Genomic DNA, 26,871 nt, shown 5'->3' on the forward strand with positions numbered 1-26,871 from the left:
GTTTCTCTGCATGCCTGACGGTAGAACCACTTGAATGACTTGAGGAGTGTGGTTAGGCATACTGTGCTTTGGCGTTAATCGGCATGAAAGAAAATACGCGAGTTTGGGATAAGACACAATCGTTATGTCTGCTATAGCGTGGCGTTAGCTGGCGAGATAGCTATTTTGTTACTAGTTGATTCTTGTTTAAAAGGCATGGTCTTTTATCCCGCACTCGGCAATTAACCATTCCGTCGTTCGCATTTTCATCATTCAGGAAATGCGCTTGCTATGCCCTGATAATGCATTATTACATTAACCGCCGTGCTATATCTGTTTTGGACGGTTGTTCCATGTCATCTGGACGGCTGTTCCATTTCAACTGGAACCCCGTTCCAGCTTATCTGGAACAGGCTTCCATCTTAGCTGTAACAATGTGGGATGTTAAAAACCTCACTTCAAAGGCTTATAGGGTAGGGAACGAAAGGTGACATTTGGAGAGCGGAAGGGTGGGTGGTTGGTGGTGATAGGCTGTGGAACGAACCATCTAGATGGTGTCAAGCTAGTGTCAAACGTTACGCGAATTCGGGATAAGGCACGATGCTTTCTTGAGCAAGATTAGAGAAAAAACGAATGGTTATCATACCAACTGGCGCCACCCGATACGCCACATAACGATTGTGTTTTATCCTGAACTTGCGTAAGAAAATATAAGTTGGTGCGCTACAAGCCTTTTGTAGTGTGGCTACAATTGGTTGGTAGTGGCACTACCGATGAGTTGTAGTGTGACTACAAGCGACTTGTAGTGGCCCTACAAAGGGTTTTGTACTGACCAGTTGATGATAAAATGGGTGTTTTGTTTTGATTGATGGGTGTGCGATGGGGGGCTTTTCACGCGGCCTTATGCCAAGAAAAACATCACCATCATTTGCACGATAATCACGCGGAGGAACATTCCTAGGGGGTAAACAGTGGCATAGGTAACGGCGGGCGTATCGCCTTCGAGCGTCTCGCTGGCGTAAGTGAGGGCCATGGGGTTGGCCATCGACCCGCAAAGAATGCCACAAATAGACCCGAAATCGAGTCGTTTGGTGCGCAGGGCGATGTAACCTACCAGCAAAACGGGTACAACTGTGAGTACGAAACCTAATCCAACCCAGAGCAATCCCTCGGGGCGTATCACCGTTTCGAAGAAGTCTTGACCCGCATCTAGTCCTAAACAGGCTAGATAGAGCGACAAGCCCAACTGTCGGAGCATGAGTGATGCGCTGCGTGTGGTGTATGAAACAAGGCGGAAACGCGGTCCAATGCTGCCCACAAGTATGCCCATCACGATGGGACCTCCTGCCAATCCCATGCGCACAGGACCACTCATGCCAGGCAGCATGATGGGAATTGTGCCGATGGCAAGACCTAGAAGCATGCCTAGGAAGATGGCACCAAGGTTAGGTTCGTTAAGCGTTTGTACAGCGTTACCCAAGTATTGCTCCACGTTTTCCAAAGCATCGTGCTCGCCAACCACCGTAACGCGGTCGCCGTATTGTAGGCGTAAGTCGTTTGTTCCTAGAAGTTTGGTGTCGCCACGGGTAACACGACTGACGTTCACTCCGTATGTATTGCGCAGCTGTAGGCTGCCAAGCTTCTTGCCATTGAGCATCGGACGGGTGATAACCACCACCTTCGATTCCACCGTCTTGTCGATGTGGTTCCAGTCTATCTTGTCTTTGTTCCAGTCTTTATCCACCTTTTTGCCCAGAAGTAGCTCCATTCCACCCACCTCGTCATCGGTAGTGACCACCAGAACATTATCTCCTAGTTTTAGTTTGGTGGTAGAAATGGGCACGATAACCTGCTCGTTGCGCCATATTCGCGAAACGATGAAGCGAATATGAGCCATCTGTGAGATTTCGGCCAGTGTTTTGCCGTCGATAGCCTGATTAACGACTTCGTATTGCGCCACGTAAGTGTGGTCTTCGTCTTGTGGTGAACGTGGTATTAGGTCTTCGGGTTTTACAAATAACTTGCGGAGTAATATCATGGCGAAAATAACGCCTAAAACGCCAAGGGGATAAGCCACGGCGCAGCCAAGTGCCGCACTGCGGGTGGAGAATCCGAAGTTTTCGAGGGCCTGTTGGGCGGCTCCGAGGGCGGGCGTGTTGGTAACGGCACCGCAAAGAATACCCACCATGGTTTGCAATGGCACGCTGGTGAGTTGCGAAAGTGCAAGGGCAAGGATGGTGCCCACGGCGATAACGGCAAATCCCCAAAGGTTGAGTGAGATGCCTTCTTTACGCAACGACCCGAAGAAGTTTGGTCCGACGTGCAACCCCAGTGTGTAAACGAAGAGCACAAGACCGAAGGTTTCGGCGTATTCAAGCACCTTTGGGTCGATGTCTAGTCCCCAATGGCCTGCGATGATGCCTATAAAGAATACGAATGCCACGCCAAGCGAAATGCCCTTGACGCGTATCTTACCCAGAATTAGGCCTAAATAGCATATCAGCGACAGCACTACTACGGTCTGTATGGCTGAATGCACCGTGAATAGGCCGTTAATCCAATCCATTGTTTATATTTATTTTGATATTCTTTGCAAAGGTAGTGCAAAGACGGGGAATGGCAAAATGTTGAGAGAGAAAAAGGTGGAAAGGGTGAAAAGGTGAAAGAGTGAAAAGGTGAAAAGATGGCTTCGCCTTTGGAAAGGTGAAAAAGTGAAAGGGTGAAGGGATGGATAAAGCCAATTAAAGGGGAAAAAGTGAAAAGGGGAAAGGGTGAAAAGATGGCTTCGCCTATTAACTTAGATGCTTAGTTGTATTAGGTAATTGGTTATTTTAGGTAATCCTGGCTTTCTAGATAAAATAGGCTTTATAGATTAACTAGGTTTTCTTGCTTAACCGCTCATCCCTTTACAACTTCCTACTTTACTCCTTACTACCTCCTACTTACGACTTTACTACCTCCTACTAACCATCCTACTATTCCCTACTTTACTCCTTACTACTTCCTACTTACTACCTAACTCCTTCCTACTTACTCCTTCCTACCCAACTCCTTACTCCTCACTTCTAGGCCTTTTGCTTACCTAAACCCTTCTTCTGTCAGTATGCTTTCAAGTTCTTCTGCCGAAAGGCGCAGGCGGAATTTACCTTCGATGGCCACCGATATGTTACCCGTCTCCTCGGAAACGATAACGGCCATGGCGTCGCTACTCTGACTTATGCCCATGGCGGCACGGTGGCGAAGGCCCAGAGAACGAGGAATGTCTTGGTTATGAGATACGGGAAGGATGCAGCCCGCAGCCTTAATGCGTTTTTTGGAAATAACCATTGCGCCATCGTGAAGGGGCGAATTCTTGAAGAAAATATTCTCGATGAGGCGCTGGTTGATACGTGCGTCGATGAGGTCGCCCGTGTCTACGATGTCGTCTAGCGGTTCGCCGCGCTCGATAACGATGAGTGCGCCCACCTTTCCGCGTGCCATCGACATACAAGCCATTACGATCGGGATGATGGTTTCTTTGTCTTCCTTGTCCTTGTTGTCGTTCTTATAGAAGAAATTCATCACGCCACGCACACGCTGATGTGCCCCTAGGGAATAGAGAAACTTGCGTATCTCTTCTTGAAAGAGGATGATGAGGGTTATCACGCCCACGCTAATCAACTTGTCGAGAATACCGCCAAGGAGACGCATCTCGAACACTTGGCTCACCATCAGCCATATCAGCACGAAGAACATGATGCCGATGAAGATGTTGAGCGAACGCGACTCTTTCATCAAACGATAGAGATAATAGAGCATCAGTGCCACGAGCACGATGTCGATGATGTCTTTTATTCCGAAGTTGAAGAACATAATGGCTTGTTATAAAAAGGCCCGAATGCTAGTGATACATGGCGTTCGGGCTGTGGGGTGAATGTTTATGGAGTTGTTGAGGACATTGTTCGGGTGAAAAGCGTAACCGCTTCCACTGCCTCTTTCACGTCGTGCACGCGCAGGATGTTAGCTCCTTTCATCAGTGCCATGGTGTGTAGCACGGTTGTTCCGTTGAGAGCGGTGTCGGCATTGCCACCAATGGTTTTGTATATCATCGACTTTCGCGACACGCCCACCAGCGTAGGGAGGTCTAGCACCTGCATTTTCTCCATCTCGTTAAGCAGCAGGAAGTTTTGTTCTACGGTCTTCCCAAAGCCGTATCCGGGGTCTAAGATGATGTCTTTAACGCCCAGCGTGCGCAGCTGCGACACCTTTCGGGCAAATCCCAACAACACTTCGCGCAGCGTTGGTTGTACCGACATGAGGATGTAAGGCACCCCCAAGCGCGCCACCGTGTGAAAGATTTGGGGCAGTTCGCCCGTTTCGGGCTCGAGCGGAACATTGGCCACGCCCGTCAGTCCACCCTCCGACACGTCGTTAATGATGTCTGCCCCATATTCTTCTACGCACATCTGTGCCACTTCGGGGCGAAAGGTATCTACCGAAATCACCACGTCGGGCAGTTCTTTTCGCACCACGGTCAAAGCCTTGCGCAGGCGTTTCATCTCTTCGCTTTGGCTCACTTGCTCGGCACCTGGTCGTGTAGAGAATGCCCCCACGTCTATCATCGTGGCTCCTTCTTCTATTATTTGGTTGGCGCGACGCGCTATTTCTTTTTCTGTTCGCGCACGACTACCTGTGTAAAACGAATCGGGTGTGGCGTTGAGAATGCCCATCACGCGAGGTGTGGAGAGGTCGAAAAGTTTTTGTTTGACTGTGATTGAGAACGACATGTGTTAAGGGTTTATGCTTGTTCGTGGCGTTTTTGGCAAGCCCTATGCCTGTGGCGTGAGGGCATGGGGGATGAGTTGTTGAACTTGCCAAACGTGTTTCCAAGCCTCCGACTTATTGGGGAGAGGACTTGAAAACACGTGGTTTTGCGGCTTGAGGCATGGGGTGGGGCGTGCGTCGTTTGCTTTAAGTGGTTTGCTATACCACCAACCTTGGCCCGTTCGCTATGTTTTTTCGCTGGGGTAGAGGCTTATTTGCCTTTACCGAATAGCTCGTCGAGCAGGGTATAGAAGGCCGGATCTTCGCCAACGATGGTTTTAATGATCTTACCATCAGGACCAACGATGATCTTCGTGGGGAACCCTTGGATGGCATAATCTGACAAAACCTTGCTCTCGCGTGGGTTATACACGTTCAGCCAAGGCAGTTCGTGCTTCTTAACGGCAGCCTTCCACTTCTCGGGAGTGTCGTTGCAGTCAACGCCTAGAATTTCAAACTTACCCTTATACTTTTGATAATATTCCTTCATTTTTGGGAAACCCTTGATGCACCAGCCACACCACGAACCCCAGAAGTCGAGTACCACGTACTTGCCTTTAAGGCTCGACATCTTAAATGGCTTGCCATTGATGTTGTTTAGCGTGAAGTCGGGAGCCACAACGCCAGCTGCTTGCATCTTGGCAGCTTTCTCTCTGATTTCTTTTTCGGCTTTCTGTTGGTTGATGCTAGCCATGTAGAAGTCTTTCATACGTCCTTCCCTAACGGCGGGCGACATCATGTTGGCGGCTTCTTCCATTTCTTCCAGCGTTTCGAGGCTGGTTACGATAATGGCGTTAGCTTCGTAATCGGGGTGCGCCTTGATAAAATCCTTGTATGCCACACTGGCCTTAGCTTGTAAGGCAGGTGCTTTTTCTTGATACTCTTTCATCAAGTCTTCTTGCTTTTCGCCCTTTTCCATGCGTTCGTTCAGCGACTTAATGTAGGCCTGCAGTTCGGCTTGACTGTTCTCAAGAGCATTTTTCATCTCGGCGAACTCTTTGTAAAACTTGGTTCCTCCGTAGGTGTATTTGTTGTCTGTTTCGGCATTCAGTTCGATCGTTTCACCAGGAACGCCCACGAAAGCCACGTATTGCTGCGATTTTCCTCTTGCTGCTTCGGGTGTAGCCAACGTCACTTCAGCCACCTTTGGCAGCTTAATTTCGAAATCGAAGGCACCGTTTTTCAGCACGATGGTGTTTTGAACGTTGGGCCTTTGTCCAGGTTCAGCAACGTAAACCAGTAGCGAGTCGCCGAAGTTTTTCAGCATACCCTTCACTTTCAGCACGCCTTCCGCGGGGTTGGCAGCATTGGCAGATAACATGACAGCCGTTGCCAAGACGGTAAAAAGTATTCTTCTCATTGTTTTAATATGTGTATTTGGTGTCTATTTAATACGCAAAAATACATTAAGAAAATGGTTTTTCACCGCATTTTACATTTTTTATCGCTATTAAAGGGTGTTTTTTATGTTGTCGGAGGTGTGAAGTGGGTATTTTTTAGCGAGTTCCATCAGTTAAATTCCGTCTTAAACGGATGGAATTTTCTACGAAATGGCTAACTTTGCACATTATTATAATAATATAAACGAACAGAAATGATTAATTCGCAAGAAATCAAGATTGGCACATGCATCCGTCTTGACAACCAAATTTTCACTTGTATCGACTTCCAGCATGTAAAGCCGGGTAAGGGAAACACCGTGATGCGCACCAAGTTGAAGAACGTTACCACGGGTCGTGTGCTCGACCGTACGTTCCAGGTGGGCTTCAAATTGGAAGACGTTCGCATTGAGCGTCGCCCCTACCAGTACCTTTATCAGGATGGTGGCGAATATATCTTCATGAACCAAGAAACATTCGAGCAAGCCCCCATAGCCAAAGAGGCCATCACTGGTGTTGAGTTTATGAAGGAGAACGACGTGGTGGAAGTGGTTACAGATACCACCGACGGCACCGTGTTGTTTGCCGAAATGCCCGTGAAGACGGTGCTACGCATCACCCATAGCGAACCCGGCATCAAGGGCGATACCGCTACCAACGCCACAAAACCTGCCACTTTGGAAACGGGTGTGGTTGTACGCGTGCCCCTCTTCATCAACGAAGGCGAACTGATTCAGGTTGACACGCGCGACGGGTCGTACCTGCAAAGAGTGAAAGAATAAAACAACGAGGACCAGCTTCCACCTCCAACACTTCCTTGGAGGTGGGCTCGGTCCCTTCGCCCTTTCGCTACGAACGCTCTAAAAACCTACTTCGCACCACGACTAAAACATGCAACCGGATGAAATACTCGTTCATCGTACCCGTTTATAACCGTCCTGATGAGGTGGACGAACTGCTGGAAAGCCTAACCCGACAAGCCATAACCGACTTTGAAGTGATAGTGGTTGAAGATGGGTCGGCCATTCCTTGCCACGACGTATGCGAGAAATACCGCGGCTTGCTCAACCTACATTATTTTTATAAGGAAAACTCTGGCCCAGGACAGAGCCGTAATTACGGTGTGGAAAGGGCCAAGGGCGACTACGTTTTGATACTGGATAGCGACGTGGTGGTGCCTCCTGGCTACCTGCAAGCCGTTGAAGACGAGCTGAACGCTCATGAAGCCGACGCCTTTGGCGGGCCAGATGCAGCCCATCCTTCGTTTACGCCCAAGCAAAAAGCCATTTCTTACTCGATGACAGCTTTCCTTACCACGGGCGGAATACGTGGTGGAAAGAAGAAAATGGATAAGTTTTACCCGCGCTCGTTTAACATGGGCGTGCGACGTAGCGTGTATTCGCAGCTAGGCGGCTTCTCAAAGATGCGCTTTGGCGAAGATATCGACTTTTCGATACGTATATTTAAGGCACAACTTAGATGCCGACTGTTCCCCGAGGCATGGGTGTGGCACAAGCGTCGAACCGATTTTCGCAAGTTCTTCCGTCAGGTATATAACAGCGGTATCGCCCGAATTAACCTCTATAAGAAGTATCCCGAATCGCTAAAACTGGTGCATCTGCTACCCATGGTGTTCACCCTTGGGGTGCTTTTGCTTGGTGCAGTGGCTTTGGCAGGTGTCGTAGCCATGTTGTTAGGCTGTATGGCATTGGGTCAATGCCTTGTTATTGCAGGTGTTGCGCCCTTGTTGCTCTACTCGTTAGCTCTCTTCGTGCATGCGCTCACTATGTTTGGCAGTTTGCATATCGCCTTGCTTAGTGTGGCTGCAGCCTTTACCCAACTGATGGGTTATGGCTTCGGATTCCTTCAAGCATGGTGGCGACGTTGCGTAAAAGGTAAAGATGAATTCAGCGCCTTTGAGAAAACGTTTTATAAGTAAGGAGTAAGTAGAGGAGTAGTAAGGAGTAAGTAGGGGAGTAGTAAGGAGTAAGTAGGGGAGTAGTAAGGAGTAAGTGGGTGAGTAGTAAGGAGTAAGTAGGAAGTAGTAGGATGGTAAGTAGGAGGTAATAAGGAGTAAAGTAGGAAGTAGCAAAGGGATGAGCGGTTAAACAAGAAAACCTAGTTAATTTATAAAGCCTATTTTATCTAGAAAGCTAGGATTACCTAAAATAACCAGTTACCTAATACAACTAAGCATCCAAGCTAATAGGCGAAGCCATCTTTTCACCCCTTCACCTTTTCACTTTTCCACCTTTTCACTTTTAAACACTTTGACCATGAAAATCATTGATTGGGCGGAAGAAGACCGTCCACGAGAAAAGATGGCGCGCATTGGCGCCGAAAACCTCACCAACGCCGAACTCTTGGCCATCCTTATTGGGTCGGGTTCGGTAAACGAAACAGCCGTCGACTTGATGAAACGCATGCTTAACGACTGCGGCAACAGTCTTAAAAGTCTTGGCCGACGCTCGTTTAACGAGCTGATGGCTTATCGCGGAATAGGCGAAGCCAAGGCCATTACCATCATGGCAGCATGCGAATTGGGCAAACGTAGGCAGCAAGAACAAGCCGAAGAACGACAAGACCTAGGTTCGGCAACGGCCATCTACAACTTTATGCACGCCCGAATGCAAGACCTTGACGTGGAAGAGGCGTGGGCTTTGCTGATGAATCAGAACTACAAGTTGATAAAGGCCTTTCGCGTTTCGCATGGCGGCATCAGCGAAACGGCCGTCGACGTACGCGTAATTATGCGCGAAGCGCTGCTCAACAACACTACCATTTTGGCCCTTTGTCATAACCATCCCAGCAACAACGCTTCGCCTAGCGCAGCCGACGACCGACTAACCCAAACCGTAAAGAACGCTTGCGAAACCATGCGCATCCACTTCTTAGACCACATCATCGTTACCGATGGCAGCTATTATAGCTACCACGAGGCGGGCAGACTTACTTTGCGCATGGAATAAAGAATGCAAAACACGCCCCGTCGTGTTAAACTCAGCCTTATCCCCACTGGATACGCTAACACCGTAGGCAATGTTTTCTCGCCTACGGCATGTATCTCTAAGCTTTAAAAGTTCGAAAAGCAACTTTAAACAATCCACCCTTCGTGCCGTTGTCAGCGATAAAATGCGGCTCGATTATTTCGAGGTTAAGCACTGAGTTTTTCAAAGGTTGTGTGCCTTTCCATATCGACTGTTGCAGGATTATACCATTTTTTCGCCTCGCATTCATCGCCGTTCGATATTTTTCATTAACTTTGTTGGAAGAACAATAAAGGACATAGCTATGACACAAGAAGAGAAATTGAAGATAGAAGAACGGATTATTGATGTGCTAAAAACGGTTTACGACCCCGAAATACCCGTTAATATATACGACTTAGGACTGATTTACAAGGTTGACTTGCAAGAAGACGGCACGCTAGACCTTGATATGACCTTCACTGCACCTGCCTGTCCGGCTGCCGATTTCATTCTCGAAGACGTGCGCACAAAGGTGGAAAGCATCGAGGGGGTTACCTCTTCGAACATCGAATTGGTGTTCGAACCCGCTTGGGACCAAAGCATGATGAGCTACGAGGCCCGCGTGGAACTGGGATTTGAATAAGCAAAGACCTCTAAAACCCTTGGTTATGAAGAATGTTTATTTCCTTTCAGACGCGCATCTGGGCTCGCTGGCCATCGAACATGGCCGTATGCACGAGCGGAGAATTGTGCGTTTCTTGGACAGCATCAAGCACAAGGCCGAGGCAATATATTTGCTTGGCGACCTCTTCGACTTCTGGAACGAGTACAAGATGGTTGTGCCCAAGGGCTATACGCGCTTCTTAGGTAAGCTGTCTGAACTGACGGACATGGGCGTTGAGGTGCATTTCTTTGTGGGAAACCACGACCTTTGGACATACGGATATCTTGAAGAGGAGTGCGGACTGATAGTTCATAAGAAGCCACTTACCACCGAGATATACGGAAAAGTGTTTTACCTAGCGCACGGTGATGGACTGGGCGACCCCAACAATTCGTTCAAGCTGTTGCGAAAGGTGTTTCACAACCGCTTCTGCCAAGTGCTTTTCAATGCCCTTCACCCTCGTTGGGGTATGGCTTTTGGACTTAATTGGGCCAAGCATAGCCGTATGAAGCGAGCCGAAGGCAAAGAGCCGCCATACATGGGCGAAGATAAAGAATATCTTGTGCTGTACACCAAGGCTTATATGAAAGACCATGACAACATCGATTTCTTTCTATATGGGCATCGCCACATAGAACTCGACCTGATGTTGTCGAAGAAAACGCGCATGATGATTTTAGGCGATTGGATATGGCAATTTACATACGCCGTGTTCGATGGTGAGCACATGTTTATGGAACAATATGTGGAGGGCGAATCGCAGCCCTAACATCACAAAGCATAAAGGGAGAACCTTCACCCCATACACGTCCTTTTTTGGTCGTGTGGGGTGAAGGTTTTTTGGTTTAAGTCAGGTTCTAAAAGTTTCTTTTAATGTGCCTGTTTGGGATAGAAACAAGTAGTATGGGCTTGCGAATAGATGCAAGGTGTTAGCGCCAACTACTATGTAGCGGTTTACACAATATAAATCTCTTACATTTTGTATTGCTCGTTGTGGATGCCGTTTTGCCCAAGTTCACTAAGAAAACTTATTCTTCTACCCGCTATTGGTCATCAATCACTCAAGGGCTTTTTAGTATTTGGAGTACCTTTGATGAGGTTTTAAACTGAGCCTTTATAGCTGATGCCGTGTTATTAATGGTTTGTACTCTTGTTCCATGTTAGCTGGAATCCTGTTCCATATCAACTGGAATGCTGTTCCATGTTACATGGAATTGTGTTCCAGTTGATATGGAACACTACGGGAGCTTTAAAAGCTTATTGTAAGAGCTTATGGATTAAGGGGGTAAAGGTGAAAAAGTGGAAGGTTGAAAGAGTGAAAAGATGGCTTCGCCTTTGTGAAGTTGAAAAGTTGAAAAGATGAAAAGGTGGTTGAGCTTGTTAGTTTGTAAATGGGTAAACTTGTAAATTCGTCTACTGGTAGACAGGTAAACTACGCGAGTTTGGGATAAGATAAGGCTCGTTATGTCAACAACCGCTACGCGGTAGTTGGTGAGACAGGTATTCGTTTTTTATCCAATCTTTCTAAAAATGCGCAGTATATTATCCCGAATTCACATTAAACTCGTTAACCAGTCTACTTGTTAACGAGTTTGTTGAAGACTCTTTTAATAACTTCACCCCATCTTTCTCTCGGTAGGGAGGAAGATGGGGTGAGGCCTAATGTTTGCACAATAAGTGCGTTTTATAAGTTAGCGGCTTGGTGGCAGCCTGATTTAATCGTTCAATCAGCACTACCTGCCCAACCATGTTTCGGGGTTGAGCTTCGCCGTCTCTTTGCGCAACTGGAATTGGAGAATGTTGTCGGCGCCAACCGTGCCAAGCGTTTGACGGGTGCTTACACGCTGACCGCGTGTTACGCTGGCAGAACGGAGGTTGGCATAAACGGAGATATAGGCGCCGTGGCGCACCATAACGACCATCGAACCGCCGTAACCGAACACGGCGCTAACCTCTCCATCGTAGATGCTTCGGGCCTGACAGCCGCTGCTACCCAAGATATTGATACCCTTGTTGTCGAGTTTCACATTCTTAAGTCCTTCTACATTATACTGGCCAAAGTGGCTCACGATGCGGTAGGTGCCTGTGATGGGCATGGGTAAACGGCCTTTGTTGGCTTCGAAACCACCGCTCACCATGCGGTCTACTGTGCTAAGCTTGCGCGTTTCCTCCACTTCCTTCTTGCTTTCGGCAATCGCCTTTTCGCTCCTTGCTCGTTCGGCTTCGGCCTTTCGCTCAGCAGCCCTGCGCGCAGCCTCAGCTTCACGCGCCGCTTGTTGAACTCTGGCTTGCCTTTCAGCCGACTCTCGTGCGGCCTGATCTGCTCTAGCCTTGCGTTCGGCAGCTTCTCTTGCCTCGCGTTCGGCACGTGCTTTCTTGTCGGCCGTTTCTCTTTCAGCTTGTGCCCTGCGTTCTTCGGCTTCGCGTGCAGCCTTCTCAGCCTCTATGCGTCTTGCCCTTTCGGCCTCCTCGGCCACTCTGGCTTCGGCCCTAAGTCGTTCTTCGCGCGCCTTAGCTTCAGCAATACGACGTTGGTTTTCACGTGCAGCCGCTTCAGCTTCAGCCTTCTTTCGTGCTAGTTCTTCGGCCTTACGCTTGGCAGCTTCAGCCGCTTCGGCCTTTCGTTTAGCCTCGGCAATGGCCCTTTGTCTGGCCTTTTCCACTTCGATAGCTATAAGGCGGTCTATCTCGGCATTTAAGGCAGCATCTTTCTTCTTCTGCTCGGTAATGATATCTTGTATCGTTTTCTGTTGCCGTTGCAGTCCGTCTACCGCCTTTTGCTGCTCTCCTTGTTTGGTTTGCAATGCGGCATGCTCTTTTCGTCCCTTATATAATAAGGAGTTTTTTTGGCCCTTCACCTCCTCCAATTGGATGTGCTTCTCGGTCACTTGTTGCTGTTTGGCCCTTACGAGTTCGCCTTGCGCCTTTTGATATGAGGCATATTCGCGCACAAATCGCAAGCGGCGATAAACCTGCGCTAAGCTTTTGGCCGAGAAAACGAACATGAGATTATCCTGTGCAGAACGATGACGCGCCATATAACGCACCGAACGGATGTACTTGGCTTTGCGATCGGCCAACTGTTCTTCAAGTGTGGTGAGCTGCGAGTTAAGTATGCCGATGTTGCCGTTGATGTGCTTGATGTCTTTTTGTATGTCGTCGATGTTCTTCTGACGTTCGTCAATCTCACTATTGATGACCATCAGCTCTTGCAACCTTTTCTTCACGTCGGCCTGATTGGCTTTAAGGGCAGCCTCTTGTTGCTCTATCTTCTTCTTTAAAGCCTCCCTTTGGCCCTGCAAACCCTTAATGGCCTTGTCGGTTGCAGCCTGCGTGCTTTTGCCGCGCGCAGTGCTCCCGCGTTTGGTTGTGGCCTTTGCGCCCTTCTTGGGAGCGGGCTTTACTACTTTCTTAGCTGGTGCCTTCGTGGCCTTTACACCTTTTTTGGCAGGCTGTTCAGCCTTGGCTTTAGCGGTGCTTTTAGGCTTAGCTTGCGTACGTTTTTGTGTGGTGGCGGCTGGATGCGACTTCTTTGCGGAACGCTTTTTCTGCGCACCGAGCGGGAAAGCCACCATAAGGGCAAGGAGGATGGTGAGAACCTGTTTCATTTACATGTCGAGTATTTTGTTGAAGACGTCTTGTGCCTTCACGCGCTTATATTTGGGCGACACCGTTGTTTGTGTTTCCCAATTGTCGTCGGTTTTTATCTCGTTCATCTTGATGGTCACTTGCATGGTTTGACCGCCTTTAACGGCCGACGAACTCATGCTGAACACCTGCGATGCAGGGAACATCTTGACACCGACACTCTTGAAATCGCCGTACTTCCATATAAGTCTCGACGTGCCCTGTGAGGGCGATTGATAGCTGATATCGGTTTGGCGAATACGTCCGTTGTCGGCATCGGCGAGCCAAGAGTAGATGAAATTGCCTGCCGAATAGGTTACGGGGTTGCTAGAACCACCCTTAAAGGTGACGCTAAACTGGTTGAGGTCGCTCTCGGTGATGCGTGGACGGTCGGGTAGGAGCAGTTGGTTCCAGAACAAAGCTTGAAGACTGTAGAAGTTAAGTCCGTTCTTTCTTAGGAAATCCATCTGGTTATAGTCGGCCTTGATGTATTCTTTATGAATGCGGTCGATCACCAACACGTAGTCGGGAGTGAACTCCACGCGCCCCACTTCGGTGCCAAGCAGTGGCACAAAGGCTTGCAGACGTATCACCACGTCTTTGCGCATGCGCAGCTGTCCTGGTACGGTGACGTCTTTTCCTGCACCTCTCACGTTGAGCGAGATGTTTCCTACGATGTTCTTAGCGTACACTTGGTTGTCGTTTACGCGTTGCATGAAGGCCAATTGGTTGTTGGCCAGCACCTCGCGGTCGCGTGCAGCCTTATGTTTAGGCGTCGATTCACTCGACACCACAGACGATTTGGTTTTGCAAGAGGTCCATATCAGTGGTGTAAGTGTTACCGCGAGAGCCAAGCTCACCATCCTTACAGTCGATTTCAGACCTGTTATGCGTTGCAACCCGTTGAGGGCGCATGCGATTGTTGTTCTTTTCTTTTTCATCATAACTGTATGTTTTTTGGTGGTAAATGCAGTGATAATTGAGGGTGTTGATGAGTTGACGAGCGATCAAGACTTACTAAAGGTGAAAAGGAGAAAGGTTGAAAGGGCGAAAAGATGGTTTTGGATGGTGTCGAATGAGCCATGTGTTTCGTAGCTTTGCCGTAAAGCACGCGACTTAATTTCTTAACTCCTTTTTCCCTTTACTTCTAACTTCTTTTCTCTTTTACTGCTTACTCTTCTTCTCGTTACTCCTCGCCTCTTCTTAGAAAGGCTTTTTAAGCTTTATCTTCCTGTTAATAACCGCCTTGTCGGCACCCTCTTTCAAGGCCATCTTCCAATACTCAATAGCCTTTTCGGCATTGCCGTTCATGGCGTGGATGTCGCCTGCATGCTCTAACACCACCTTGCTTTTAAGACTTGTTGAGTCGTTTTTGAGGGCTTGGTCGATGTAGACCTGCGCCTCGGCATAGCGCTTTTTGAGGAAGAGCAGCCAAGCGTAGGTGTCGAGATAGGTGCCGTTGTTGGGCTGATCTTTAATTACGCGGTAGCTCATTGCCTCAGCCTTGTCGAGGTCTTTACCCTGTTCGCCCAAGTAATAGGCATAGTTGTTGAGGCACCCAATATTATCGGGCTTCCATTGCAGACAACTGTCGTAAGCGGCGAAAGCCTCGTTTACGCGCCCCTTTTGGTAGAGAATCTCGCCCATCAACTCGTAAAAATCAGACACGATATCCTTGTTGCTGTTGGCGTTTATTTGCGTTACGCCCCTTCGGAAGGCGTCGAGGGCCTGGTCTTTTTGGTCTTTCTGATAGCAAGCGATACCTTCGAAGTAGTAAAACACCATCTCTTCGGGGTTGTAAGCTTGTGCGGGCTTGCTAAGCGCTAAGATATCGTCCCAGCGTTGTTGCTTCCACAGGTTCTGAATGAGCTGCAATCGCGCGCCGGTATTGTCGGGTGCGATGTCGATAACTCGTCTCAGGGCGTTGTTGATAAGGCTGTCGGGCATCTTTTTCACCGACATATAGGCTGCTTTTAGTTCGGCCATGTCGGCGTCGTTAGGGTTGGCTGTCGTTATTCTGTCGAAAAGTGCGAGCACCTTTGTACTGTCGCCGCCCTCGCGTTCGTTGTCTTGCACCACCTGTCGCATAATAGATAGCTTCGTTTCGGCCTCTGTCTTGGGGCTGATAAGCATCTTGTCGCGCACTTGGATGGCCATAGCCTCATCGTTTTTGGCACGGTAATAGTCGTAGAGAGATGCTTGTGCGAAGCTGTTGTCAGGGTCTTCGGCCAGCACTTCGGTAAAAATCTTGTGTGCTGCGCTTTCCTTTTGGTTCTGCATGAGCCAGTTTCCGAGCATCAGACGATAGTTCACGTCGTTGGGATGGTCGTCGCTGAGTTGCTTCAAGGCCTTATATGCAGCGTTTTTATTGTCTAGCATCTCGTAGGCACGTACCTTCGAGAGGGTTGTTTCTTCTGTAACGCCGTTGATTTGTTCCAATCGCTCGAGCGTTCGAAGCACACCGTGAAAGTCTTTCTTCCTATTATATAGCTGTCCGAGGATGTTCAGGGCATCGTCGTTATCTCTGTCTTTGCTGTTCGACGTGAGCCTTTCGTAGGTCTCGATAGCCTTGTCGAAGTTGCCACTATTGATGTAAAATTGCCCTAGGCGTTCGGTAAATGTGGCGTTGTCGGGCCGTAACGAGGCTGCCTTTTGAAGGCAAGCGAGTGCCAGCGAGTCGTTTTTGAGCTGTGCATAGTAAGGCGCCTGCATGTAATACACCTCTGCCGCGTTGGGGTTTATTTCAAGACAGTGGTTCATAAGGGCAAGTGCCGAGGCGTAACGGCCAGCGTTTTCTTGCTTAACGGCTTCGAGAAAGAAGTAGTCGAAGCGACGTTGGTCGTTGTAAGATAAGGTCGATGCGGGCGCAATATGGGTTTGTTGCACCTTTTTCTTTGCCCAAAGCGTGGGCGTGACCATGGCGAACGCCACGATGCAAGTGACCATCGCGGCTGTGGTGTGTATCAGATTTCGTTTCATCAGTTGTGTTATTTCAGTCCCGTATGTCCGTATCCGCCCGTTCCCCTTTCAGTCTCGTCGAGCGTATCTACCAGCTCAAAGTCTACCTTTTCGTGCTTGGCGATAACCATTTGGGCAATTCGTTCGCCGTCTTTCACGGTGAACGGCTCGTTGGAGAAGTTCACCAACAGCACCATTATCTCGCCACGATAGTCGGCGTCCACGGTTCCTGGGGTATTAAGCACGGTGATTCCGTGTTTCAAAGCCAGTCCGCTGCGTGGCCTAATCTGTGCTTCATAGCCTTCGGGCAGTGCAATGTGCAATCCCGTTGGCACCAGTTGGCGTTGCAAGGGCAGAAGTGTGATATCTTCTTCGATGTTGGCTCGCAGGTCCATTCCTGCGCTAAGAGCCGTGGCGTATGTGGGTAGCGGTTGCCGTCCACGGTTGTTTATCTTTACTTTGAGCATCTCTTTATCTTTTAGTTGCGCATCGCGCATCACCTGCAAAAATACGGAATTATCTTGATATAAGGGCAAAACGCTTACTTAAAATACACAAAAATGGACAAATAGAGGGTAATGTGGGGATGAAAAAGACGAAAAAGGGGAGGCGAAAGTGCCGATTATGAACCAAAGGTTAGATAGAGAGGCTTGAGTATGTTCTGTTTAAGGCGTGTGTTAAAATCACCAACTATGGACGCAAGCCCTATTTTATTGATAAGCTCTTCAATGGTTGGTGACGTGCAGAAGTGGAGGTTTCCTAGTGCCTATTTCGTTCTAATACATGGTTAAACAAACTTATTTTGCTACTTTCAAATTAAGGCACGCCTTGTAAACAATCCCTTAAGAGGCAGGTGCCCTTTACCTTTTGTCCTTCGATCGCTTATGGTTATCAGGAAGTATCTTTTGCCTACTCCTCGCATTCGGGATTGTCTGCTGTAGCCGCTATAAGCAGGTAGAAGATACTTTGCTAAAACAAGAGAGATCTAAATTGGTAACCTATGGTCTTAGTCTTATTTGGAAAACTCTTCAAGGAATTGTAAGTACAAAGGCACGCTTTGTTCAATCCATTCAGGAGTGCTGTTCAGTTCGATGCCGTAGTAAGCAAAGAAGGGTTGATAGTCGGCATGAATGTATTCGAAAGTAAGTTCAAAAGGCCGCAGCAGCTCCTTAAGAGTATATTTATACTTCTCGTTATGTGCATATTCGCGTTCGTCAATGCCTGCAGAAACAGCAAGTGTCACTTTCTTTCCACCTACTTTATAGCCACTCTTACTTCCGTAAGCCCAACCATAGGTAAGAACTTCGTCCTGCCATTTCTTTAGGAGCGGTGGACAGGCGAACCAATACAAAGGGAACTGAAACACAATGTGGTCGTGTCGTTCAATTAATTGTTGTTCTGCCAGGACATCAATTTGTTCATCAGGGTACACCTTGTGCAACTGGTGTACGGTGTATTGTTCCGGGAATTTCTCAAGCTCTTCAATCCAGCGTTTATTGATGAGCGAATCCTCGATGTGAGGATGTGTGACAATAATTAACGTTCTCATATCTATTTGTAATAATTAAAATCTTGATGAAAGTGAAAGTAAATGGCTCGGTTTTGTCTGTCACTCCGCTGCTTTTAGCAACACTGTTGCGTTTGTCATGAATATGACGTGATGTTGATTATGAGCCATCTACACCATAATGAGGTGTCTTTCTGTTATCCTTTTTTATAATGTTAAATGCTATACCATGTTGTCGATGCCTACGCAAAATTATTTGTGGACACAAAACAGGGCAAATGGGAGGTGTGGTAAGAGGCGTGGATTTGCCTATGAAGGAGGTGTTTTGCTTATCCTTTCTATAACTTCGAAGATCGTGTTACGAACGAAATCGGGGACGCAAGGCAATCTGCCCGCGCCCCCGAAAGAATACAGAAGAATGTTATTTTTTCGCCTTAGGCTGCGTTGCCTTTGGTTGTGGCTTCAGCAAGTCGGTATATCTCTTGGTGTCTGCCAGCAGCTTGAGGGCTTCTTTCATTTGCTTGTCGTTTACGAGCGAATGCCTGATGCGCCCCTTTTGAAAGTAGTATGAGGGGATGATACCATCAATGATAAGCCTTTTTACTGCCTCCTTGTGTATGTCGAGGTCTTTGGCGATGTTATGGCTTAGTTTCTTTTCCAGTGCCTCGAACTCGGTTTTGGCATCGTCGTAATAGCCTTCGAACTTAGACAGCTTAACCAATTCTTTCAAGAACTTTTCGCTTTCGCGGTCGTAAGTGAACTTCGAGTTGAGCACGCGCTGCTTAAATTCGGCATAATCGGCATCGGTAAGGTCGAAGTCTTCGGGCTGGGCGATGGTGGGATGCTTGGCGATATAGTCCAATTGATAGTTTAGCAACAGCTCGTTAGAGTCTCTTACGCCAGCGAGATAGAAAGCGATGTTGGGTAGCGAGTCGGCTTTTACCTCTACGTCGGGCATAATTCCGCCACCGTCGCGCACAGGTCTACCGTTGGCGGTATGGAACAATTTGGTGAGCGAATCAGGTACAAGCTCTTTCGTTCCACCATTGCCGTGCTTGTAGTTGATGGCTTGGATGCATCGGCCACTAGGTATATAGTATTTGGCAGTTGTGAGTTTGAGGGCCGTGTTGTAAGGTAGGTCCATCGTCATTTGCACCAAACCCTTGCCAAAAGTTCGTGTTCCCAGCACCACGGCACGGTCCAGGTCTTGCAGCGCACCACTGGTGATCTCACTTGCACTGGCCGAATTGCCGTCTACCAGTACCACAATGGGCATCACCGTATCAATAGGCTCAACCGTTGTGCGGTATTCGTGGTTGGAGCGTTGCATCTTTCCGCGGTTCGAAACAATGAGTTTACCCTTCGGTACGAACATGTTGACGATGCTGACGGCCTCTGATTCCGAGCCGCCACCATTGCCGCGAAGGTCGAAAACGAGGCTTTTTATACCCTTTTGTTTAAGGTCGAGGAAAGCACGACGCACTTCGCGCGAACAGTTTTCGGTAAATCCGGAGAGGTTGATGTAACCCACGCCATTGGGCTGCATGCCATAATAGGGAACGGCAGGCGACTGAATGGCCTTTCTTACAATCTTAAACTTCATGGTTTTGCCCGTTGATGGACGTTTAATTTGCAAGATAAAGCTTGTTGCGGGGTCTCCTCTGAGGTGGTCGCTTACGTATGCTTGGTCTTTCTTGGTCATGTCTTCGTTGTCGATGGCCAAGATAATGTCACCCTTTTTCAGTCCCACTTCGGCAGCGGGCATGTTTTCGTAAGGCTCTTCAATCGTTACGCGCTTCAGTTGGCTGTTGTATTTGATGAGCGCGCCAATACCTCCGTATTTGCCCGTAATCATGAATTTAAGGTCTTTCACCTTATCTTCGGGGTAGTAAACGGTGTAAGGGTCAAGTGCCTTGAGCATGGCATTGACGCCAGTTCCTACGGTTTGGTTAGCGTCTAGCGTGTCAACGTACATCATGTCAAGGTTCTTGTAGATAGCGTTAAAAATGTTAAGGTTCTTGGCCACATTGAAATTGTGGTCGCCTTCTTTTTGGGCCGCTGCCGTGTAGGTAAAGGCGGCAAAGCATAATGCGATGAATGTCTTCCTCATTGTAAATAGGTTTGTTCTGTTTCACAAAATTACGACATAAAGATTAGCTAGCGTTCACTTTGTCTTTATTTTATTATAAAATCACGTAAAATCGATTTTTTTTGCCAAAACATTTGGTTGTTTCACCAAAACGATATACCTTTGCAACCGCAAACAAGCAAAAATGCTTCAATAGCTCAGTTGGTTAGAGCACCTGACTGTTAATCAGGGGGTCGTTGGTTCAAGCCCATCTTGAAGCGCAAAGGGGATTACTTCGGTAGTCCCCTTTTTTCATGCCCATTGCTGAAAGCGTGCTATGGGCGGGGTTTAAGGCCCTGCGAACGGAGAGAAAACGGAACGCATGTGATGGGCAAGAGATGTTGGGCGAATGCGTTTTTTGTCTATCTATTGGTTAGGTAATGGCTATAACTTTCTGCATAAGCTACGCGAGTTTGGAATAAAACACAATCGTTATGCCAACCATCGCGTGGGGCTAGCTGGCGAGATAGCTATTTCTTTACCTGCTTTGTCTTGTTCAAAATGACATGTTATCTTATCCCGAATGGGCCAATTAACCCCTCTCTCGTTCGCATTTTCATAGTTCCGAAAATGCGCCATCTAAGCCCCGATGATGCATTATTACTTTAACCGCCGTGTTATATACGTTTTGGACGGTTGTTCCATGTCATCCGGAATGCTGTTCCAGTTGAATTGGAACCCTGTTCCAACTTAGCTGGAACAAGGTTCCATCTAAGCTGTAACAAGGCGGGAACTTTAAAAGCCCGCTACAAACGCTTATAGGGTGAGGAGTGTATGATGGCGTTTGGAGGTGGGAAGGGTCAGTTGTTGGTGGTGATAGGCTGTGGGATGAATGGCCTAGAACGTTCCAAGCTCGTGCCGAATGTTCTGTGAATTCGGGATAAGATATGGTGCTTTTTTGAGCAAGATTAGATAAAAAACGAATGGTTATCTCACCAACTAGGTCCCACGCGATGGTTGACATAACGATTATGTTTTATCCCAAACTCGCGTATAAGCTAGAAAAACGGTTGCCTTATCAACCCAAAAGCTTGTGTGTAAATCCTCGCTTTGTCAGCAAATAACCTACGTTCTGGAAACAACAACGCACCTACGAGCAAAGACCCGAGGTGCGATAGAAGTTTTAAAAGGTAGAATTTAAAGGGCCGCGACACCGTCAGGGTGCGATGGGAGCTTCTTAATAGTAAAAAGAAACGAGGTTGTCCCATGCGTGGCCTTTGTGCCGCGCCCCTTCTTCAAACAACAGTATGTAACACTAAATTAGTTGCGACAGTCTATCATGATTGTACCGGCATAACACCGATACACTTGCTTCACTCGTCCATCTTCGGAGTAGTGAGAAGCCAAGGCTTGTCGCAATTGCTCGTAGTCGTCGTCGGAGGCCATGCTGTCGATTTTCACATTGATGAGCCTTCCCATGGGAAAAACTTGGTAAAGCCCATCTCTAGTGTATCGAATCTTGTCTACGCCCCCAAGTAGACCGTAGCTCTGGTAGTCCGTTTCAAGGCTTGAGACGAACTCGTCAGCCAAGCTTAGTACTTCTCTGTACTTCACCTGTCCGCACGCCCATAGCTGCAGTAACATAAAAACAAACAATACTACCTTCTTCATACAACATCAGTTTAGATTATTTACATATACATATCAGGTTTTCCGCACACTCTGCGGTACATTGAGAGGTATTAGCAATTGAGAAAAACGTCGTTCGTGGTATTGCATGAAAGGAAAAGGGAAAGGGGCAACCCTTACGAAACAGGGCTTCGATGGTTGTTCGACCACTCGAAGTGGATCGTTTTCAGGTCGTTTTCTCTAATCCTTCATTTGAATAGTTGTTGAACTGACGCTACTCTTCTTCTGGTGTCTACGATATCGCCAAACGCTTTTTGGCGGGTGTTAGGGTGAGGCGTGATACCCTACATGATGATTCGCGATTGTTAAGAACGCGAACTGCAAGTTAATCTTACGTTTCTATTCGCAAAGATTACTAAGTACTTCGCAAAGATAGACATTTAACAAATAACTTCCAAATGTTTTCTCCTTTTTTTTTCGTAAAATATGAAAATAGTTTGTCCAACAACATAAAAGAAGTGTAAATATCAAATAAATATGTCAAAATTTCCTACAGGCGAGGATGAATAATGCTGCCAATGAGAGCGATAGCACAAGTAGATAAAATGGGATAGGGGTGAAGAATGTAGACAAATTTCTGTTTGATAAAATACCGTTTATTGTGTTTGTTGTCATTTTGATGGAATTAATGATGCCCATTTTACCCTTATCCTCGCCTTCGCCCTACCTAAAACAAGGTATTTTGACTTATCGGTCGCATTTGTTACTTTTACTTATTGCTCGCCAATTTAACTTTGCGCACAAAATAAGATATACATGGAAACCCGTTTGAAGGTTGGTTTGGCACTTTGGTTTACTGTGGTTGGCATAACGGCAAAGCCCTTATGCGGGTCCTGTTACACCCTGCCAGAACCTACCGATAACGATAGTGTGCAGGCGCAGAAAGGACGAAACACTCTGCCACGTGTGATAAACCTCAAAGAGGTGAATGTGCTTGCGCCTCGACAGCTCACACAACCAACCATGGCACAAGCCCTAAACGAGCAGCGACTTGTGGCAGGAAGCACCTCGTTGGTTCAGATGTCGCCCCTTCGCCAACGGCTTTCTACTCTCAAAGATGCGCTGGCCATGCAGCCAGGCGTTATTATTCAAGAGTTCTTCGGACTGAACGACCAACCTCGCCTAAATATTCGTGGCTCGGGCATACAAAGCAACCCGCAACGTCGAGGCGTTTATCTGCTGCAAGACGGTATACCCGTGAACTTCGCGGACGGCTCTTATATAATAGGAGTGATGGACCCTATGACTGCACATTATGTTGAAGTGTTCAAGGGGGCAAATGCCCTAACCTTTGGAGCAAGCACCCTTGGTGGGGCCATCAACTTTGTTTCGCCAACGGCCGACAAGCAACAAGGGGTGGGAATGCTTATAAAGGCCGAGGGCGGAAGTTATGGTTATAGGGCCGTGGCGGCTAATATGGCCTATCGCTGGCAGACGAGCGACGCCCATGTAAGCCTTTCGTACAGCGCACAAGACGGCTATCGGCTTTACAATCGTAACACCCGATGGAGCATTGGGGCCAACTATGGACTGCAAAACCACAGCGGAAGTCTTGCCAATCGCACTTACCTGCACTTCACTTGGCTGAAATTCCAGTTCCCTGGACCGCTAAATATGCAGCAGTTGATGGACAATCCCAAACAAGTGAATGCTGGTGTAGACCTGCCTTTTAGCATGGGGCCTAACGTTTTGCGCGATAAGCCACGCCGTTTTGCACGTATGTTGCGCGTGGCCAATCGCACGGGCATTCGTATAAGCGCCAATAGCGACCTTGTGGCTGCGGTGTATTACCAATACGCCGACGATCAATTTGTGTTCCCCATCACCATTTCGATCCCTCATTCGTACCACCACGATGGCGGATTAACCCTCAACTACCGCCTCGCCACAGGCAATCATCGCCTTCGCGGAGGACTCGTGGCCTCGGTAGGGCAGATAGATCGCCGTACTTACATCAACAAAGATGGGTTGGAATCGTTTATGTTTGCCCACGACGACTTGCAAGCGCGCAACCTAACTCTCTTTGCCGAAGACCTGATTAGGCTGTCGTCGAAACTTAATCTCGTTGTCGATGCCCACTTAGTATATAATGAACGCAACAGCCATGACCGCTTTCCGCAGCCCGACCTTCGTCCTTGGTACAGTCATATGTCGAAAAAGTACCGCTATTTTCGCTCGCAAAGCACGTCGCTCAACCAGCATTTTTCAGCCTTTAACCCGCGTGTTGGGCTGATATATAGTCCCTTTAAAGGTGAAGACGTGCAGTTGTTTGGTAACCTAAGCCGAAGTTATGAGCCGCCAACCTTCGACGAACTGGTAGGCACAGAGGTAACGACAAACATCAATACCAGTCCCAAGCGCCTCTTCGCCATTACCTTAGATAAGCAAACGGCTACCACGCTAGAAGTGGGGAGCAAAGGTCGCCTGGCGCGCTTTTCGTGGAACGTGGCTGCATATCGTTCTTGGGTGCGCAACGAGATACTTGAAGTGAAAGACTATGTTCGTGGCATTAAGCGTACCGAAAACTATCCGCAAACCCTACATCAAGGTGTGGAAGTAGGACTGAACGCCGTTGTGGCCGATCGTCCTTGGGGCATCAACGTCGGCAAACTTACCCTTGGTGGGGTATATAATTATAGCGACTTTCGTTTTAGTGGTGGCAAATACGAGGGCAAACGCCTTGCGGGTATTCCCCAACATTACGTCAACGCCTCGGCCGAATTCGAACATCCGTGCGGTCTTAGTCTTGCAGCGCAATTGGAATGGAAACCTGGCGACACGCCCATCGACCATACCAACACCATGTTTCAACCTGCTTATCGCGTGTGGAACCTACGTGCCGCCTACGCCCTAAGCAAGAAGCTGAACCTGTATGTAGAGATGAAGAATGTAGCCAACAGTCGTTACGCCTCCAGTTATGTCATTAGCGATGAGATACATAATCCGCCCATACCTTTCCCCAACTTCTCTGCCAGGCAGATGGCGTTCTTTATTCCCGCCCAGCCACGCTGTGTTTTTGGGGGTATAACGTGGCAATTATGATGTTCTCAACTCAAGATACAACATTCTTTCAACACCGTTAAACTTAAAATATAACCATTATGACAGAGAAAAGAATGAACATGGAGCAAGGCCATTGGGTGCTTGCCAAGCTGGGAAAACGGGTGCTTAGGCCCGGTGGAATGGAACTAACCACCCAAATGTTGGATGCAATGAACATCAGTCAGGCTGACGACGTGGTTGAATTCGCTCCGGGATTGGGACAGACGGCACGACTAACCGTAGCCCATAAGCCCCATTCGTACACCGCCGTAGAACTGAACGAAGAGGCGGCCGAACGTGTTCGGCGCAACGTGAACTATCCCGGCATGCGCGTGGTGGCTGCCGACGCTGCGCGAACGGGCCTTCCCGACGCTTGCGCAACAAAGGTTTACGGTGAAGCGATGTTAACGATGCAGAGCGCGCAACAAAAGAATGCCATTGTGAAAGAGGCTGCACGATTGCTAAGAACAGGTGGATTGTATGCCATCCACGAGATAGTGATTTGTCCAGACAATGCTGACAGCGAGTTGCAACGTGCCATTGAGAAAGACCTTGCATATAGCATCAAGACCAATGTACGCCCCCTTACGCTCTCGGCATGGCGTGCTGTGCTCGAAGAAAACGGTTTTGAAGTGGTGTGGACAATGCAAAACCCCATGCATCTGCTGGAATGGCGCCGTGTGGTAGCCGATGAGGGGTGGGGTGGTTTCCTACGAATTGTATGGCGTATGCTACGCAACCCCACAGCTCGAAAGCGTGTATTGCAGATGCGCAGCATATTTAGGAAGCACGCCGATAACATCAACGCCATCTCGATTGTGGCGCAGAAAAGGGCTTAGTCATGACAGTGCGCAACATCTTTCGCCTACGTGGGGTGGCTGTTTGGGCGGCACTTGGCTTCCTTGCTGCTACTTTTGTGGGAGCGTGTAGCGACGATATGCGCTCGCCCGACCAAGAGCGGGCTGCCCAATTGCTGCCCAACCGCAACGAATATGCCGACTCCAACCTGCATACCCATGAACAGGCACGACTCGTTGCTGGTAAATACGCCTCGCGGCTCGACCTCATTTACTACGATGCCGACCGTACAACGCCTCGCCTTTACTTTACGGGTGGCGATGCAATAGTGCCTCTTACCACTAACACTAACGGCTCGTTGCAGCTTCGCGTGGTAGATTTTCACACCCAGTTTATGCCTCTCTACATGACGATAGACATGAACCTGTTGCTCACCGATACCCCTAACGACACCATTCGCTTAGCGGGTAAAGACGGATCGGTGCACACTAGTGACCATGGAGAAACCATCGGACTGCCTCTTCCCGAAAGTGACGATGCCGAAATGGAGGGCTTTTACGTCAAGTCGAAAGGTGAAATATACGCTGTTATCGACTTGATGCTACCCGTTCCGATGAAAATCAGGTGGCACGGTAAGAAGCAAATACCAACGCCATAACCTCTTATCGGCGCACGGAAAACGGCTGTGCCTACGCCGAAAACACGTGGCAAACAATATGTTTGTCCATACGTCAGCCAATATTATTCACCTTGCTCCATCTTATGTTGGGGCTAAAAACCTATAGATAAATGAGAATTACAAGTTTAAGAAATCTTTCTGCGCTGTTCATCATGTTCGCCCTGGCCATGAGTTTAACCACAGCTTGTAGCAAATCAGACGACAATGAAGGTGTAAGCGAAGCAGTTGTCAATAGCATGGCAGGTACATACAAGGCCACCATAGCTCCCACAATGGGTAACAAGAAAATGGCCGAAGGTACACACACCATATATATAGAGCGTGTGGCAGGTACGCAACAAGTGCGCATGCACTACGAGAACTTCAACGCGCCTTTCCTTGATGGAAATGGCAAACCTAGCGAAACGGCACGCATGCCTTTCGACATGACCGTCGATTTTACTTTCGTTGCCACCCCAGGAGAGAACGGAGCTGTTGCACTTAAGTCGATAAAGGGGTATTTTAAGGCTGCGCCTCACAACGGGAATTCGGTAGATCCAAAGCAGTTGCCTGGTGGAATAGCCATACCAAACCCCAATGGGTTTGAGACCGACAAAGCTACTGCCGAAGGAACATGGAAGGACAATAAGCTTGTTCTACGTATCCTGCCCAACATCTTGCCCGTGGTGGTAAACGTTGAAGCGGCAAAATGAATGACGAGCAGACAAGT

At 48.2% G+C, this 26,871-nt stretch carries 20 protein-coding genes and 1 tRNA gene; 10 read left to right on the forward strand and 11 right to left on the reverse strand.

Annotated features, from left to right (window positions below; genetic code table 11):
* Positions 1-880: 880 nt before the first annotated feature.
* From F453_RS0103360 to F453_RS0103375, 4 genes are all read right to left on the reverse strand, one after another.
* Positions 881-2,545: a putative transporter gene (locus F453_RS0103360; protein WP_018966735.1), complete on the reverse strand. Its 1,665-nt coding sequence runs from the start codon at positions 2,543-2,545 to the stop codon at positions 881-883.
* A gap of 512 nt (positions 2,546-3,057) precedes the next feature.
* Positions 3,058-3,831: a diadenylate cyclase CdaA gene (gene cdaA, locus F453_RS0103365; RefSeq protein ID WP_009237192.1), complete on the reverse strand. Its 774-nt coding sequence runs from the start codon at positions 3,829-3,831 to the stop codon at positions 3,058-3,060.
* Between the two features lie 65 nt (positions 3,832-3,896).
* Complete coding sequence (gene folP / locus F453_RS0103370) at positions 3,897-4,745, reverse strand: dihydropteroate synthase (RefSeq protein WP_018966736.1); 849 nt, start codon at positions 4,743-4,745, stop codon at positions 3,897-3,899.
* Between the two features lie 248 nt (positions 4,746-4,993).
* Positions 4,994-6,142, reverse strand: coding sequence for a redoxin domain-containing protein (locus tag F453_RS0103375; RefSeq protein ID WP_025789930.1), 1,149 nt, complete (start codon positions 6,140-6,142; stop codon positions 4,994-4,996).
* 234 nt (positions 6,143-6,376) lie between these two features.
* Between F453_RS0103375 and efp the strand changes: the two genes are divergently transcribed.
* The 5 genes from efp to F453_RS0103410 all read left to right on the forward strand — a co-directional run bounded on the left by efp (position 6,377) and on the right by F453_RS0103410 (position 10,563).
* Positions 6,377-6,943 carry an elongation factor P gene (gene efp / locus F453_RS0103380; RefSeq protein ID WP_009237195.1) on the forward strand — a complete coding sequence of 189 codons (567 nt, stop codon included), beginning with the start codon at positions 6,377-6,379 and terminating at the stop codon, positions 6,941-6,943.
* Between the two features lie 119 nt (positions 6,944-7,062).
* The gene (locus F453_RS0103385) at positions 7,063-8,100 is read left to right on the forward strand and encodes a glycosyltransferase family 2 protein (RefSeq protein WP_018966738.1); all 1,038 of its coding nucleotides are present in this window, start codon (positions 7,063-7,065) and stop codon (positions 8,098-8,100) included.
* A 337-nt stretch (positions 8,101-8,437) separates the two neighbouring features.
* Positions 8,438-9,130 carry a RadC family protein gene (gene radC, locus F453_RS0103390; RefSeq protein WP_018966739.1) on the forward strand — a complete coding sequence of 231 codons (693 nt, stop codon included), beginning with the start codon at positions 8,438-8,440 and terminating at the stop codon, positions 9,128-9,130.
* A 322-nt stretch (positions 9,131-9,452) separates the two neighbouring features.
* Complete coding sequence (locus F453_RS0103405) at positions 9,453-9,773, forward strand: metal-sulfur cluster assembly factor (protein WP_009237199.1); 321 nt, start codon at positions 9,453-9,455, stop codon at positions 9,771-9,773.
* Positions 9,774-9,798: 25 nt separating this feature from the next.
* Positions 9,799-10,563 carry a UDP-2,3-diacylglucosamine diphosphatase gene (locus tag F453_RS0103410; protein ID WP_018966741.1) on the forward strand — a complete coding sequence of 255 codons (765 nt, stop codon included), beginning with the start codon at positions 9,799-9,801 and terminating at the stop codon, positions 10,561-10,563.
* A 964-nt stretch (positions 10,564-11,527) separates the two neighbouring features.
* Here the strand turns inward: F453_RS0103410 and F453_RS0103415 are convergent.
* The 6 genes from F453_RS0103415 to F453_RS0103445 all read right to left on the reverse strand — a co-directional run bounded on the left by F453_RS0103415 (position 11,528) and on the right by F453_RS0103445 (position 19,996).
* The gene (locus F453_RS0103415) at positions 11,528-13,402 is read right to left on the reverse strand and encodes a peptidoglycan DD-metalloendopeptidase family protein (protein WP_018966742.1); all 1,875 of its coding nucleotides are present in this window, start codon (positions 13,400-13,402) and stop codon (positions 11,528-11,530) included.
* Positions 13,403-14,365 carry a lipoprotein insertase outer membrane protein LolB1 gene (gene lolB1 / locus F453_RS0103420; RefSeq protein ID WP_234398385.1) on the reverse strand — a complete coding sequence of 321 codons (963 nt, stop codon included), beginning with the start codon at positions 14,363-14,365 and terminating at the stop codon, positions 13,403-13,405.
* Between the two features lie 259 nt (positions 14,366-14,624).
* Positions 14,625-16,400 (reverse strand): tetratricopeptide repeat protein, encoded by a 1,776-nt coding sequence (locus tag F453_RS0103430; RefSeq protein ID WP_025789931.1) that lies wholly within the window; start codon positions 16,398-16,400, stop codon positions 14,625-14,627.
* Between the two features lie 8 nt (positions 16,401-16,408).
* Positions 16,409-16,846, reverse strand: a complete 438-nt coding sequence (gene dut / locus F453_RS0103435) for a dUTP diphosphatase (RefSeq protein ID WP_025789932.1) — start codon at positions 16,844-16,846, stop codon at positions 16,409-16,411.
* Between the two features lie 545 nt (positions 16,847-17,391).
* Complete coding sequence (locus F453_RS0103440; RefSeq protein WP_018966747.1) at positions 17,392-17,928, reverse strand: NAD(P)H-dependent oxidoreductase; 537 nt, start codon at positions 17,926-17,928, stop codon at positions 17,392-17,394.
* A gap of 379 nt (positions 17,929-18,307) precedes the next feature.
* Positions 18,308-19,996 (reverse strand): S41 family peptidase, encoded by a 1,689-nt coding sequence (locus F453_RS0103445; RefSeq protein ID WP_018966748.1) that lies wholly within the window; start codon positions 19,994-19,996, stop codon positions 18,308-18,310.
* A gap of 165 nt (positions 19,997-20,161) precedes the next feature.
* On the opposite strand from F453_RS0103445, the gene F453_RS0103450 reads away from it, so the two are divergent.
* Positions 20,162-20,235, forward strand: a tRNA-Asn gene (locus F453_RS0103450).
* Between the two features lie 1,039 nt (positions 20,236-21,274).
* Here the strand turns inward: F453_RS0103450 and F453_RS0103455 are convergent.
* Positions 21,275-21,625 (reverse strand): ABC transporter, encoded by a 351-nt coding sequence (locus tag F453_RS0103455; RefSeq protein ID WP_009237209.1) that lies wholly within the window; start codon positions 21,623-21,625, stop codon positions 21,275-21,277.
* A 774-nt stretch (positions 21,626-22,399) separates the two neighbouring features.
* Here F453_RS0103455 and F453_RS0103460 point away from each other — a divergent pair.
* From F453_RS0103460 to F453_RS0103475, 4 genes are all read left to right on the forward strand, one after another.
* Positions 22,400-24,685, forward strand: coding sequence for a TonB-dependent receptor family protein (locus F453_RS0103460; RefSeq protein WP_018966749.1), 2,286 nt, complete (start codon positions 22,400-22,402; stop codon positions 24,683-24,685).
* Positions 24,686-24,744: 59 nt separating this feature from the next.
* Positions 24,745-25,524, forward strand: a complete 780-nt coding sequence (locus F453_RS0103465) for a class I SAM-dependent methyltransferase (protein ID WP_018966750.1) — start codon at positions 24,745-24,747, stop codon at positions 25,522-25,524.
* 2 nt (positions 25,525-25,526) lie between these two features.
* Positions 25,527-26,141 carry a hypothetical protein gene (locus F453_RS0103470; protein ID WP_018966751.1) on the forward strand — a complete coding sequence of 205 codons (615 nt, stop codon included), beginning with the start codon at positions 25,527-25,529 and terminating at the stop codon, positions 26,139-26,141.
* A 131-nt stretch (positions 26,142-26,272) separates the two neighbouring features.
* Entirely contained in the window at positions 26,273-26,854 is a 582-nt protein-coding gene (locus F453_RS0103475; RefSeq protein ID WP_025789933.1) for a hypothetical protein, read from the forward strand.
* The last annotated feature ends 17 nt before the right edge of the window (positions 26,855-26,871 follow it).

Origin of the sequence: Hoylesella loescheii DSM 19665 = JCM 12249 = ATCC 15930 (genome assembly GCF_000378085.1) — a bacterium.
Taxonomy (GTDB): Bacteria; Bacteroidota; Bacteroidia; order Bacteroidales; family Bacteroidaceae; genus Prevotella; species Prevotella loescheii.

Excerpts from the sequence above, each read along its gene's own strand:
- folP (WP_018966736.1), bottom strand. The coding sequence starts at position 4,745 with ATGTCGTTCTCAATCACAGTCAAACAAAAACTTTTCGACCTCTCCACA.
- lolB1 (WP_234398385.1), bottom strand. The coding sequence starts at position 14,365 with ATGATGAAAAAGAAAAGAACAACAATCGCATGCGCCCTCAACGGGTTG.
- F453_RS0103385 (WP_018966738.1), top strand. The coding sequence starts at position 7,063 with ATGAAATACTCGTTCATCGTACCCGTTTATAACCGTCCTGATGAGGTG.
- F453_RS0103405 (WP_009237199.1), top strand. The coding sequence starts at position 9,453 with ATGACACAAGAAGAGAAATTGAAGATAGAAGAACGGATTATTGATGTG.
- cdaA (WP_009237192.1), bottom strand. The coding sequence starts at position 3,831 with ATGTTCTTCAACTTCGGAATAAAAGACATCATCGACATCGTGCTCGTG.
- F453_RS0103410 (WP_018966741.1), top strand. The coding sequence starts at position 9,799 with ATGAAGAATGTTTATTTCCTTTCAGACGCGCATCTGGGCTCGCTGGCC.
- F453_RS0103445 (WP_018966748.1), bottom strand. The coding sequence starts at position 19,996 with ATGAGGAAGACATTCATCGCATTATGCTTTGCCGCCTTTACCTACACG.
- F453_RS0103475 (WP_025789933.1), top strand. The coding sequence starts at position 26,273 with ATGAGAATTACAAGTTTAAGAAATCTTTCTGCGCTGTTCATCATGTTC.
- F453_RS0103360 (WP_018966735.1), bottom strand. The coding sequence starts at position 2,545 with ATGGATTGGATTAACGGCCTATTCACGGTGCATTCAGCCATACAGACC.
- F453_RS0103470 (WP_018966751.1), top strand. The coding sequence starts at position 25,527 with ATGACAGTGCGCAACATCTTTCGCCTACGTGGGGTGGCTGTTTGGGCG.
- F453_RS0103440 (WP_018966747.1), bottom strand. The coding sequence starts at position 17,928 with ATGAGAACGTTAATTATTGTCACACATCCTCACATCGAGGATTCGCTC.
- efp (WP_009237195.1), top strand. The coding sequence starts at position 6,377 with ATGATTAATTCGCAAGAAATCAAGATTGGCACATGCATCCGTCTTGAC.
- F453_RS0103460 (WP_018966749.1), top strand. The coding sequence starts at position 22,400 with ATGGAAACCCGTTTGAAGGTTGGTTTGGCACTTTGGTTTACTGTGGTT.
- F453_RS0103415 (WP_018966742.1), bottom strand. The coding sequence starts at position 13,402 with ATGAAACAGGTTCTCACCATCCTCCTTGCCCTTATGGTGGCTTTCCCG.
- radC (WP_018966739.1), top strand. The coding sequence starts at position 8,438 with ATGAAAATCATTGATTGGGCGGAAGAAGACCGTCCACGAGAAAAGATG.
- F453_RS0103455 (WP_009237209.1), bottom strand. The coding sequence starts at position 21,625 with ATGAAGAAGGTAGTATTGTTTGTTTTTATGTTACTGCAGCTATGGGCG.
- F453_RS0103430 (WP_025789931.1), bottom strand. The coding sequence starts at position 16,400 with ATGAAACGAAATCTGATACACACCACAGCCGCGATGGTCACTTGCATC.
- dut (WP_025789932.1), bottom strand. The coding sequence starts at position 16,846 with ATGCTCAAAGTAAAGATAAACAACCGTGGACGGCAACCGCTACCCACA.
- F453_RS0103375 (WP_025789930.1), bottom strand. The coding sequence starts at position 6,142 with ATGAGAAGAATACTTTTTACCGTCTTGGCAACGGCTGTCATGTTATCT.
- F453_RS0103465 (WP_018966750.1), top strand. The coding sequence starts at position 24,745 with ATGACAGAGAAAAGAATGAACATGGAGCAAGGCCATTGGGTGCTTGCC.